The sequence below is a fragment of the Celeribacter litoreus genome (assembly GCF_020165855.1).
Classification (GTDB): Bacteria; Pseudomonadota; Alphaproteobacteria; order Rhodobacterales; family Rhodobacteraceae; genus Celeribacter; species Celeribacter litoreus.
Window position 1 is genome coordinate 48,565 of record NZ_JAIUFY010000013.1, and the last position, 11,759, is coordinate 60,323.

Here is an 11,759-nt window from a genome sequence, read left to right on the forward strand (position 1 = left end):
TTTAGGCTGATACAGAATGATCGGATCGACGCGCATTCGAACGACGTCGACACCGTCAAATCAGCATATCAGTTCGAAACGGTAGCCGTGCCTAGGTTGATGATCGATGGCGTGATCTGGTTGATTGTACGCTGCCAGCGCGTGACCGGTTGCTCGGCAATGAAGACGATATCGTTCGGCCGGAGCTCAAAACGCGTTGCGAGGGTCATCGATGCAGCATTTTTCGCATCTAGGTTCCACGCCGTAAGGGCATCGAATTCCATCGGATCATCTGAGCCGCGCAGCACGTAGATGTGGCGCGGATCTGCTGTGCTCACCGATAGTCCTCCGCCACCGGAATATAGCGCGTCTGCGAGCGTTGCGCTTCGGCCTAGCGGGAGCGGAAAGCGACCTTGTTGATCTACTTCTCCGGTCAGATAAACGTAATCCCGCTCTACAGCGTCGTAATCCACTTGCGCGGCATAATTTTCCCGCTGTTCCTGAAGCATAGACCGGCGAAGCGACACTTCTGTCTGTAACTGGTTCAGCGCCTCCGAGCGCGCATTCTGACGATAGGTTGCGAGGCGGATTTGCTGATCAAAGTAGGCCGCAGCCTGATCGAGTTGGTAGGCATCATCAACGAAAACGCTATCGCCCGGCTGGAGCAAAATCCGGTTCAGGTTGTCCTGAGAATAGAGCGTATCGAGCGGGATCTGGTAGATGGTCCCGTCTCTGTAGAGGCGGACCGACGTGTATTCCATATCGGTGGCAGTGATGCCGCCACGATTGGCCAGAGCGGCTTCTAGGTAGAGCGGTGTCAAGGTGATTGGCAGGACGCCCGGATTATTCACGGCCCCACCAATTGCAACTTTTTTGGAATTGAAAGACGCGATTTCCAGACTGAACGTCGGCTCGATCTGAGCATCGATCAGGCGCTGAAAGAGCGTATCTTCTGCTTCTTCAATGGTCATCCCCGCGATAGAGACGCGACCAACATCAGGGATCGCAATCGCGCCATCGTCCTGCACAGTGTAACCCTGACGGCTATTTTGTGCGGCCAGCAGTCCCGCCAGTTCCTCGACCGAATTGCCAGACGGCGTGGCGAGCAATACGACGTCACCTATTCCGATCGTGTAGGGCTGCGGGTTCGTTACGGGAGGCAGGCGGGTCTCAAGGCTGTTCGGGCGCGTTTGGGCTGTGTAGGCTGGTTCAGGAATAGCCCCATTCCCGCGCAGACCACTGCCCATCCCTGCCGTTGTCCGGAACACCTCGGGCAAGTCTTTCGGCTCATACGCCGAACGGTTTGCAACCAACACGGATTGGGATGTCATCGGCACAACGCGTACCTTGAGATCATCACTCGCACGCGAAACAACGCGCTGACTTTGATAGACGGTGCCACAGGACGCCAAAGAAAGCGCAGCAATCAGAAAGAGTGTTTTACGCAAAACAGATCGGTCCTCTCAATTGCCAACCGTCACCGAGTTCTTGGAATTCATACGCACTGAAAACGTTCGTTTCCATATACATTTGTTCTCTCGTTCCCAAGCGATGCAGGAAAGCCGCAATCGCGTACAGTTCCTTAATTCGTGTAATACTTGGCCCCATAGGCGCCGTAGCCGCCATAATATTCGCCATAGCCGTAGCGCTTCATGCCTTTCGGGTCGATCTGGTTCAGCACCAGCCCGTCGACGGTCACACCAACGGTTTCGAACATTCTCAGGGAGTCTCGGACCTGAGCGCGGCTCGTTTTGTCCCACCGAACTGTAAACAGCAGCGCATCAACATGTTGCGCAACTACTCGTGCGTCCGGAACGACAAGCACAGGTGGTGTGTCGATGATGATAAAATCGTACAGGCTGCGCGCTTCCTCTAGGAATTCGCTAAAGCTTTGCGAGGAAAGAATGTCTGCCGCGTTCACTTTGCTCGCCTCACTGACGAGGATGTCGGCGCCGAGTGTTCGGTCTGTGATCACCGCTTCCGATAGAGGCACGCCTTTTGAGAGCACAGACATGAGGCCGTTGGCATTCTTTACGTCGAGGTATTGGCTAAAGACGCGACGTCGAATGTCGCCTTCGACCAAGAGCACCTTTTTCCCGAGCCCGACGAGGTTCTGCGCGAGTGAGAAGGAAATCGTGGTTTTACCTTCGGACGGCACAGAGGATGTCGACATGATGACCTGGGGTGTTTTGTCGAGCCCCGAGAGCAAGACGGATGTCCGCAGGTTTCGAATAGCTTCCGCGGCGGCCGAGGTCGGCTTTTCAGCTAGGTATTCAAGGCCGGAGCGTCGGTCTGTGGTTGGAAGAAGCGGGATCTGGCCCATGACCGGAAGCCCGGTTTCCCCTTCTAGATCTGCTGCTTTGCGGTAGTTGTCCTGACGCGCTTCGAGGAGCAGCGCACCGCCGCTTCCAATCATGATCCCCAAGATGCCAGCCATCGCGAGAATCAGCGATCTTTTCGGCTCGGATGCGTTTTGTGGCAGAACGGCGTTAGAAAGAATGCGGCTGTCGGGCTGCTGAATGCCTTCTTGAGCAGAGGTTTCTTTCAGGCGTCCGAGGAAATATTCATAGAGAAGGCGGCTCGCTTCTGTTTCACGCGTAAGCTGCTGCAATTGAATGAGCTCATCGCTTTGAGAGGCCAGATCCGCTTCGAGATTTGCAATGCTAATCGAAATCGAGTCGACTTGACGGTTAAGCCTATCGGCCTGCTGCGCGGCATTTTGAAGAAGGAGAGCAAAACGCTCCTCAAATGCCGCATTCGCGCCATCTGTGCGCAGCATGGTTTGCAGGCGCGAGTCGCCTGATTGCGCCGCTTTTTCCTCAGGAGTCAGAGATTGAAGGGTTGCGAGAGCCGTGGCGTTCTCAAGAGCGACGTCGCGCGCTTCTATAGTTGTCTCAAGGCGGTCGCGCAGTTCCTTCAATTGAACTTCAAGAGCTTGCACCGTTTGTGGGCTAATTACATTTGTGCTCGTAGAGAAAGATGCCAAGCGGGCTTCTGCAGCCTCAAGATCGAATTTCAAATCCGCGACACGCGAACTCAACCATTCGGACGCGTCACGCGTTGCCTCAAATTTCACATCCATTTGATAGAGGATGTATTCCTCCGCAATCGCGTCCGCCAATCTTGCTGACTTCGCACCACCTTCCGACTCCACAGTGATTTGAAGTACGTAAGTATTGGGCACGTTGCGGACTACCATCCGCTCGAGGAGCGAGTTTATTGTGGAAGTCAATTGTAGCGCTTGCATCCGCTCTTCTGAATAGGTCGGCGGATCGCCTAGAATTAGCGATTTCACGCGCGTTTTCAGGGATGGTCCATTCAGGGTCCCGTTGAATTCGGGATCTTCGAGGAGGTTTTCCCGGTTTACAACGCGCTCAAGCAGGCGCCGGCTCTTGAGAACTTCGACTTCGGTGTTGATCGCTTCCGAATTCGTCCCGAGGCTCGGGAGAACAGCCCCAAGGTCAATCAATTCCTGGCCGGAGGCCTCGAGGAGAACAACCGATGTCGCACGATATTTCGGAACCGCGACCCCATAGGCGTATACGCCACCGAGCACGATGGAAATCACCGTGACCAGAGCGATCCAAAATTTGTTGCGCCACAGGGCGCCCAACAACTGGCTCAGATCAATGATGTCTTCGTCGGATGATGCGGAACTGACTGGGGGAAACTTGTGGGGCACGTTCATACTGGTCTTTCACGAAAATCGTGTCGCTTCATTCAAAAAAGCCTCCGCATCCCATCAAGGAAGAAGGCCGTTGGTCCAGTCTTAACGACGGATATGTAAATGCACCATGACTGCTTACGCTATCGTCCTCAGACGCGCCGCTTTTATGGCAAAGACTTGCTCAAATCGAGTGCGTGTGTGCGATTTTTAGGCAGGTGGGGCGAATTTGGGACAGGTCGGAAACCGCGCGAGCTTAGTTGTTGAGGTGTATGTTTCCAAAATTAACTCAAACCGAGTCGTTTTGCCGGCACTGTTGCATAAGAATGGTCATCTCTTCCGCCGTGTCGTTGTCAGGCGCGGTTGGCCCTCTCGGATGCAATATTCTGAGCCTTCTTCCTGTTTTAGTTCAAATCATTACGCGAGGATCGATCCTGAGATCGGCACACTGTTTGCGTTACTCGCTCCGGCCATCATCGTCTGCGGCCGCGAGAGAATGTTGCAGAATCGCACCGTTCGCTTGCCCAAACGTCAACATGACGATACATAGCGCCAGCTAAGTGCGGGGCAGGTTGCCTTCAAAGGGTCTTTCGGCGCCGCGTTTCCATTGGGAGAGGAATCTGCGCATGCTCGATCACACCGCTATGACCAAGACACTTGGCGAGCACTATGACCTGGCCCCCTCGGTCGAAACGGCGGAGCGGCTCAGTGACATTTACGAGCGCATGAACCGCGTTGTGACGCCTGTTGAGTGGGCAGTCCACGCTCCCTACGTTGAGGCGATCAACCGTCTGAAGAAAGAGCGCAACGCCGTCATCCTCGCGCATAACTACATGACGCCGCAGATTTATCACGGCATTGCGGATGTGGTGGGGGATAGTCTCCAGCTCGCGATTGAAGCGACGAAGGTCGAAGCCGATGTGATCGTTCAGTGTGGCGTTCACTTCATGGCGGAAACGTCGAAGATTCTGAACCCGTCCAAAACCGTTCTGATCCCCGACATGGATGCGGGCTGCTCTCTCGCCGAAAGCATCACGCCCGAGGGAATCGAGGAAATGCGCCGCCGCTATCCTGGGGCGCCGGTCGTGACCTACGTGAACACCTCTGCCGAGGTGAAAGCGGCGTCCGATATCTGCTGCACCTCTTCGAATGCTGCGCAGATCGTTGCTGGCCTCGATGCCGAGACGATCATCATGACGCCGGACAAATACCTCGCGCAGAACGTGGCCAATCAGGTGCCCGAGAAAAACATCGTCTGGTATGATGGTGCCTGTATCGTCCACGAAAAGTTCACCGCCCAGGAACTCCGCGATTTCCGGAGCTGGCAGCCGACAACCCGCATCATCGCGCACCCTGAGTGCCCGCCGGATGTTGTGGCCGAAGCGGACTTCTCCGGCTCTACCAGCGGCATCATCGACTACGTCACCAAAGAACAGCCAGAGAAAACGCTCTTGGTGACGGAATGCTCCATGGCGTCCAACATCGCCGATGCCCTGCCGGGCGTCGACTTTGTCGGTCCCTGCAACATGTGCCCCTACATGCAGATGATCACACTTGAGAAAGTGCTCTGGTCCCTGCACTCCATGGAGGGCGCGGTTGAAGTGGACCCGACGGTCGCCGAAGGTGCGCGCGTTGCTGTGCAGCGCATGATCGACATGTCCAAGAAGCTGGGTGTCTAACACCATGAAATCCCTCTCCACCGATCGGGTGGTGATCATCGGCGCTGGGCTCGCGGCGCTGTATGCAGCGCTCGCGCTCGTGCCGCGTCCGGTGTTGTTGGTGTCGCCTGATCCGCTCGGAGAAGGGGCGAGTTCCGCTTGGGCCCAAGGTGGCGTTGCTGCAGCCATGGACCCGTCCGATAGCCCAGAAGCCCATGCGCAGGACACCTTGGTCGCTGGCGCGGGTATCGTGGATCAGAGTGTTGCGGAGTCTGTGACGCGCGAAGCACGGGATCATATTCTCAATCTCACTGATCTCGGGGCGCCCTTCGACCGCGACGCGACAGGTGCCTATCTCATGTCCCGCGAGGCCGCGCACGGGTTTGCGCGCGTCGTGCGGGTGCGGGGTGATCGTGCTGGAGCGGAGATCATGCGCGCCCTGATCGCTCAGGTGCAAACAGAGCCGACAATCCAAATCCTCGACGGATGGACCGCGACGGGCCTTAGTGTCTCTGAGGGGTCTGTGAATGGTGTGGAGCTCGCGCCAGTGGGCGGAGGTGCTTCCGTGAAAATCTCCAGTGCGTCTGTCCTCTTGGCTGGCGGCGGCGCGGGCGGCCTTTATGCTCTGACGACAAACCCGCCCCGCATTCGTGGGCAGGTCTCGGGCCTCGCGGCGCGCGCCGGTGCGATGATGGCTGACATGGAATTCGTCCAGTTCCACCCTACCGCTATGGACATCGGGCTCGATCCGGCCCCGCTCGCAACCGAAGCGTTGCGTGGAGAAGGAGCGATCCTCAGGAACAATCGCGGTGAACGGTTCATGGAGGGTCAGCACCCCGATCTCGAGCTTGCGCCGCGTGATGTCGTAGCTCGCGCTGTCTACGCGCAGAGCCAAGCCGGATTGCGGCCCGTTCTCGACACCCGAGGGGCGTTGGGCGCACGCATCAAGGACGAGTTCCCGACTGTCGTCGCAGCGTGTGAACGCGCCGAAATCGATCCGGTCACGCAGCCGATTCCGGTCGCAGCCGCTGCGCATTATCACATGGGCGGTGTTGCGACGGACATGACTGGCCGGACCTCTATCGGTGGTCTTTGGGCCTGCGGTGAAGTGGCGTCCACCGGACTTCATGGCGCGAACCGTCTGGCCTCCAACGGTTTGCTCGAAGCGCTCGTGTATGCACGTCGCTGCGCATCCGATATTGCTGAAACGGTCGGGGATGTGCCGGCCGCGCAGCGTGTCGAGATGCCGGAAGTTGCACCGGCGGCGGAGCCTGATCCCGATCTCATCCACCGTTTGCGGCAGGCCATGACGAACGGCGTTGGCGTCATTCGAACGGCTGAAGGGCTCCAAGCTGCCCTGCGGGAAATCGCAGAGATCGAAGCCGCACAACCCGATTGCGTGGCGCTTCTGAACATGACGGCGACGGCGACACTCATTGCCGCGTCGGCTTTGAAACGGCAAGAGAGCCGTGGCGCGCACTTCCGCTCCGATTTGCCAGAGACTGACGGCCCGACCGGCCAGAGAAGCCGCATGACTTTGACGGAGGCTCTGGCCCTCCGAGACACTTTTGCGAAGGAAACCATCTGATGTCCCTGTCCCCGTTGCCCGATATGATCCTCGAACCGCTCGTTCGGTCCGCTTTGATGGAAGACTTGGGCACATACGGGGATCTGACGACGCGCACGGTCATCCCCGCAGAAACACAATATTTCGCGCGCATTCGGGCGCGTGAGGCGGGCATCACCTCCGGCATGCAAATCGCGCGTATCGCGTTTCACCTCGTCGATCCGACGCTCGAAGTGACCACGCTGAAATCGGACGGGGATGCATTCGAGGTCGGTGACGTGCTGATGGAAATCCGAGGGTCGGCGGCGTCCATCCTCTCGGGTGAACGCATCGCGCTCAACTTCTCCGGTCGTTTGTCCGGCATCGCCACCATGACCGCCGCGTTCGTCGCTGAAACAGCGGGCACCAACACGCGGATTACCTGCACGCGGAAAACGACGCCGGGCCTGCGTCTCGTGGAGAAGCAGGCGGTTCTGCATGGCGGCGGGTTCAACCATCGTTTCTCTCTCTCTGATGCGATTCTCATCAAAGACAACCACATCGCCGCTGCTGGCGGTATCCGCCCCGTCCTGCAGGCCGTGAAAGGTCACGCCTCCCACATGGTCCGCGTCGAGATCGAGGTGGATACATTGGCCCAACTCGAAGAGGTGCTGTCAGAAGGCGGGGCCGAGGCGGTCCTGCTCGACAACATGGATACGCCGACGCTCCGCGAAGCTGTCGCGATGGCCAACGGCCGCCTCATCCTCGAGGCGTCGGGCAACATGAAACTCGAACGCATCGCCGAAGTCTCCGCAACGGGTGTCGATTACATCTCTTCCGGCGCCTTGACCCACTCGGTGAGCACATTGGATCTTGGCCTCGATTTCTAACGGGCCTCTTCTCACATTTTTTAAGCAGAATTGAGCCCTCGCTTCATAAAGGGGGCAAATTCACCCGCCATCACTCGAATTTTAGTTGCGAATGATTATCATTTACATCTACCGATTGGGAAAGATCACTTGAAAAGGGCCTCCACCGCTATGAAATCTCTCCGCTCGCTCCTGCTCGTCGCGCTTGGTGCGACAACCGCGCCTGCTTTTGCGGAGGAAGATCGGCTGAAGGTCGTGACAACGTTCACTGTCCTCGCCGATATGGCGCAGAACGTCGCCGGTGATGCCGCAGACGTTGTGTCGATCACCAAACCCGGCGCCGAGATTCACGGCTATGAGCCCACCCCGCGCGATATCGTCGGAGCGCAAGATGCCGACCTGCTGCTGTGGAACGGATTGAACCTCGAACTTTGGTTCGAACAGTTTCTCGCCAATCTCAAAGACATTCCTTCCGCAACGCTTACCGATGGTATCGACCCGATTTCGATCGACGGCGGGAGCTATGATGGAAAGCCCAACCCGCACGCGTGGATGGGGCTCGAAAACGCGATGATCTACATCGACAATATCGAAGCGGCGTTGAGCACCCACGATCCCGACAATGCAGCGACTTATGCGGACAACGCGGAGACCTACAAAGCGACGCTCCGCGCTGCCATCGAACCGCTGCGCGCTGCGCTCGGCGATGTGCCGGAGGGGCAGAGGTGGCTTGTGACCTGCGAGGGGGCGTTCTCTTACCTTGCGCGCGATCTCGGGTTGCAGGAGTTGTATCTCTGGCCGATGAATTCCGACCGTATGGGCACGCCGCAACAGGTGCGGGCGGTGATTGATGGCGTCAAAGAGAACGACATCCCGACGGTCTTTTGCGAGAGCACGGTGAATAGCGCACCTGCGGAGCAGGTCGCGCGCGAAACCGGCGCGACATTTGGGGGGGTGCTTTATGTGGACAGCCTCTCGAAAGACGATGGTCCCGTGCCCTCCTATCTCGACCTTCTACGCGTGACGACCCAGACAATTTCCGAAGGTCTGACTGCAGGGATATCCCAATGACCCAAGATCATTCCGGAGGCATCGCCGTCCACGACGTGACGGTTACTTATCGGAACGGCCACACCGCCCTGCGCGCGGCGAGTTTCGAGATTCCGCGCGGGACGGTGACGGCTCTGGTCGGTGTGAACGGGGCGGGGAAATCCACGCTGTTTAAGGCGATCATGGGCTTCGTGCCGCTGGCCAAGGGACAAATCCAGCTGCTCGGAATGAGCGTTCGTGAGGCGCTCAAGCGCAACTTGATCGCCTATGTTCCGCAATCCGAAGAGGTTGATTGGTCCTTCCCTGTGCTGGTCGAAGACGTGGTGATGATGGGCCGCTATGGCAAAATGGGCTTTCTCAGGCGCGCGTCGAAACAAGATCACGAGGCAGTCGACGCGGCGCTTTCCCGCGTCAACATGCTCGAATATCGCAAACGCCAGATCGGCGAATTGTCTGGAGGCCAAAAGAAGCGCGTGTTTCTCGCCCGCGCTCTCGCGCAGGACGGGCAAGTGATCCTGCTCGACGAACCGTTCACCGGCGTCGATGTCCAAACTGAGGCGCAGATCATCACCCTGTTGCGCGAGTTGCGGGATGAGGGGCGTGTGATGCTCGTCTCGACCCACAACCTCGGATCAGTGCCGGAATTCTGCGACCGGACCGTGCTTATCAAAGGCACGGTGATCGGGTCGGGACCGACGGAGACCACCTTTACCCGCGAGAACCTCGAACTGACCTTCGGCGGTGTCCTGCGTCAACTGACCCTCGGAGACATGCGGCGCAACGGGGGCGATCCCGAGAAGCAGGTGACGATCTACACCGATGACGAACGCCCCCTCGTGCATTACGGCGGCAAGGCGCAATTGGCGGATCAGCCGGAATGAGTGTCCTGTTTGAGCCGTTCACCTATGGCTACATGACGAACGCCATGTGGGTATCCGCCCTCGTCGGTGGGGTCTGCGCCTTTCTGTCCTCATATCTCATGCTCAAAGGCTGGTCTCTCATCGGAGACGCGCTGTCGCATAGTGTCGTGCCGGGCGTTGCAGGGGCGTATATGCTCGGGTTGCCCTTCGCGCTCGGCGCTTTTCTCTCGGGCGGGTTGGCCGCGGCCGCGATGCTCTTTCTGTCTGAGCGATCTGGCCTCAAGATCGACGTTGTCATTGGTCTGATCTTCACGTCCTTCTTCGGATTGGGCCTCTTCATGGTCTCGCTCAATCCGATGTCAATCTCGGTGCAAAGCATCACGATGGGGAACATCCTCGCCATCGCGCCGGAAGACACGCTGCAACTCGTCATTATTGGTGTCGTTTCTCTCGTGCTGCTCTTGGCGAAGTGGAAAGATCTGATGGTTGTCTTTTTCGACGAAAATCATGCGCGCTCCATCGGCCTCTCCCCGAGCCGCCTCAAAGCCCTCTTCTTCGTCCTGCTCTCCGCGTCGGTCGTCGCCGCGATGCAAACAGTCGGCGCGTTCCTTGTCGTTGCGATGGTCGTGACGCCGGGGGCGACCGCCTACCTGCTCTGCGATCGATTTCCTCGCCTTATTCTCACGTCCTGCACGATCGGCACGGTGACGAGCTTTGTCGGCGCCTATCTCAGCTACTTCCTCGACGGGGCGACCGGCGGCATCATCGTGTGCCTGCAAACGCTGATCTTCCTGATCGCCTTCGTCTGGGCACCCAAACACGGGACACTCGCGGCACGGGCGAAGGCCAAGGCTGCGCTGCGCGAAGGAGGCCTTCAATGATCGCCGAGCTTCTGCTGCCGTTCCAGTTCGCCTTTATGCAGAACGCCTTCTGGATCGTGGCCATCATCGCCGTGCCGACCGCGCTGCTCTCCTGCTTTCTGGTCCTTAAGGGATGGGCCCTCATGGGCGACGCGGTGAGCCACGCGATCCTGCCCGGCGTTGTGCTCGCCTATATCCTCGGGGTGCCGCTCATTATCGGAGCCTTCTGCGCCGGAATGCTGTCCTCACTCGCCACGGGCTACCTGTCCGCCAACAGCCGTGTCAAACAGGACACGGTGATGGGTGTGGTGTTCTCAGGGATGTTTGGCCTTGGGATCGTTCTGTTCAGTGCGATCACCTCTGACGTCCATCTCGACCATATCCTGTTTGGGAATATGCTCGGGGTCGGGGCGCAAGACCTTTGGCTCGCCGGATCCATCGCCCTCGTCGTCTCACTCGGACTGTTGCTCTCGTGGAAAGACCTGATGCTCCACGCTTTCGATCCGATTCAGGCGCAGGCATCCGGTTTGCGGGTGAAGATGCTCCATTACGGATTGCTGACTGCTCTCTCCCTGACGATTGTCTCAACCCTGTCGGCGACGGGTCTGATCCTCGCCGTCGCGCTGTTGATTTCACCCGGCGCGATTGCGTTTCTTCTGGTCAGGGAACTCAAGTCGATGCTGGTCGTCGCTGTGATCGTCAATCTCGTGACGATGTTCGGCGGGGTCTATCTCAGCTTCTTCATCGACAGCGCGCCAGCCCCCACCATCGTTCTGGTGCAGACGACGGTATTTCTCGCAGCGTTCGTGCGCAAGACACGTCAGGTGCGATCCACTGCGTGACTTAGCCGTAAGTCCCGAGGGAGGAGATAAATCGCAACGCGTCCACCACGTCTTCAAGGCGGCGGGCGCGCTGTGGTCTGTTCGAGAGCGTCTTCATTTGGTCAGGATGAGCTTGCCCGCGCGGGTAATGCGGAGCGTATAAATCTGGCCGTCGAGATCGATGAGACGGGTGCTGCCATCCGCGATCAGGCTGCGGGCGTTGACGGGGGGAAGCTGTTCGGTTCCGGCGAAGGCGGGCGTAAGTGCGTTCATTTTGGCCTCTCGTGTTTCGTCGTTATCGTTCGTCACTCTGGCCTCCTCTTTGAGGTGAGGCGGTCGTTGTTGTTCAGGGTGAACCATGACTGGCTGGGCCGAGAGGCCTTTGCTTGCCGAGGGTTATGCGTCGTGCGTGAATCGTCCGCTGGCGGGCGATGTCCAATGGATAATTAAGC

At 58.3% G+C, this 11,759-nt stretch carries 10 protein-coding genes; 7 read left to right on the forward strand and 3 right to left on the reverse strand.

The genetic code is table 11. The annotated features are described in order from the left end of the window. Positions 1 to 68: 68 nt before the first annotated feature. On the reverse strand, positions 69 to 1,427 hold the full coding sequence (locus LA304_RS12275) for a polysaccharide biosynthesis/export family protein (protein ID WP_224503452.1): 1,359 nt from the start codon (positions 1,425 to 1,427) through the stop codon (positions 69 to 71). A 134-nt stretch (positions 1,428 to 1,561) separates the two neighbouring features. Continuing rightward, positions 1,562 to 3,667, reverse strand: coding sequence for a GumC family protein (locus tag LA304_RS12280; RefSeq protein ID WP_224503453.1), 2,106 nt, complete (start codon positions 3,665 to 3,667; stop codon positions 1,562 to 1,564). 602 nt (positions 3,668 to 4,269) lie between these two features. Here LA304_RS12280 and nadA point away from each other — a divergent pair. The 7 genes from nadA (at position 4,270) to LA304_RS12315 (ending at position 11,328) form a co-directional block, all read left to right on the forward strand. Beyond that, positions 4,270 to 5,322: a quinolinate synthase NadA gene (nadA, locus tag LA304_RS12285; RefSeq protein ID WP_224503454.1), complete on the forward strand. Its 1,053-nt coding sequence runs from the start codon at positions 4,270 to 4,272 to the stop codon at positions 5,320 to 5,322. Positions 5,323 to 5,326: 4 nt separating this feature from the next. After that, positions 5,327 to 6,889: an L-aspartate oxidase gene (locus LA304_RS12290; protein WP_224503455.1), complete on the forward strand. Its 1,563-nt coding sequence runs from the start codon at positions 5,327 to 5,329 to the stop codon at positions 6,887 to 6,889. Next, entirely contained in the window at positions 6,889 to 7,737 is an 849-nt protein-coding gene (gene nadC / locus LA304_RS12295) for a carboxylating nicotinate-nucleotide diphosphorylase (protein ID WP_224503456.1), read from the forward strand. Before LA304_RS12290 ends, nadC begins: the two co-directional genes overlap by 1 nt. A gap of 150 nt (positions 7,738 to 7,887) precedes the next feature. Further along, positions 7,888 to 8,787, forward strand: coding sequence for a metal ABC transporter substrate-binding protein (locus LA304_RS12300; protein WP_224503457.1), 900 nt, complete (start codon positions 7,888 to 7,890; stop codon positions 8,785 to 8,787). After that, positions 8,784 to 9,647, forward strand: coding sequence for a manganese/iron ABC transporter ATP-binding protein (locus LA304_RS12305; RefSeq protein ID WP_224503458.1), 864 nt, complete (start codon positions 8,784 to 8,786; stop codon positions 9,645 to 9,647). Before LA304_RS12300 ends, LA304_RS12305 begins: the two co-directional genes overlap by 4 nt. Further along, positions 9,644 to 10,507 carry a metal ABC transporter permease gene (locus LA304_RS12310; RefSeq protein WP_224503459.1) on the forward strand — a complete coding sequence of 288 codons (864 nt, stop codon included), beginning with the start codon at positions 9,644 to 9,646 and terminating at the stop codon, positions 10,505 to 10,507. Before LA304_RS12305 ends, LA304_RS12310 begins: the two co-directional genes overlap by 4 nt. Continuing rightward, positions 10,504 to 11,328 carry a metal ABC transporter permease gene (locus LA304_RS12315; RefSeq protein WP_224503460.1) on the forward strand — a complete coding sequence of 275 codons (825 nt, stop codon included), beginning with the start codon at positions 10,504 to 10,506 and terminating at the stop codon, positions 11,326 to 11,328. Before LA304_RS12310 ends, LA304_RS12315 begins: the two co-directional genes overlap by 4 nt. A gap of 93 nt (positions 11,329 to 11,421) precedes the next feature. Here the strand turns inward: LA304_RS12315 and hemP are convergent, their stop codons facing one another. Next, positions 11,422 to 11,580 carry a hemin uptake protein HemP gene (gene hemP, locus LA304_RS12320; protein ID WP_224503703.1) on the reverse strand — a complete coding sequence of 53 codons (159 nt, stop codon included), beginning with the start codon at positions 11,578 to 11,580 and terminating at the stop codon, positions 11,422 to 11,424. Positions 11,581 to 11,759 lie beyond the last annotated feature (179 nt).

Coding starts and splice junctions, on each gene's coding strand:
- LA304_RS12280 (WP_224503453.1), bottom strand. CDS start 3,667: ATGAACGTGCCCCACAAGTTTCCCCCAGTCAGTTCCGCATCATCCGAC.
- nadA (WP_224503454.1), top strand. CDS start 4,270: ATGCTCGATCACACCGCTATGACCAAGACACTTGGCGAGCACTATGAC.
- LA304_RS12290 (WP_224503455.1), top strand. CDS start 5,327: ATGAAATCCCTCTCCACCGATCGGGTGGTGATCATCGGCGCTGGGCTC.
- nadC (WP_224503456.1), top strand. CDS start 6,889: ATGTCCCTGTCCCCGTTGCCCGATATGATCCTCGAACCGCTCGTTCGG.
- LA304_RS12300 (WP_224503457.1), top strand. CDS start 7,888: ATGAAATCTCTCCGCTCGCTCCTGCTCGTCGCGCTTGGTGCGACAACC.
- LA304_RS12305 (WP_224503458.1), top strand. CDS start 8,784: ATGACCCAAGATCATTCCGGAGGCATCGCCGTCCACGACGTGACGGTT.
- LA304_RS12310 (WP_224503459.1), top strand. CDS start 9,644: ATGAGTGTCCTGTTTGAGCCGTTCACCTATGGCTACATGACGAACGCC.
- LA304_RS12315 (WP_224503460.1), top strand. CDS start 10,504: ATGATCGCCGAGCTTCTGCTGCCGTTCCAGTTCGCCTTTATGCAGAAC.
- hemP (WP_224503703.1), bottom strand. CDS start 11,580: ATGAACGCACTTACGCCCGCCTTCGCCGGAACCGAACAGCTTCCCCCC.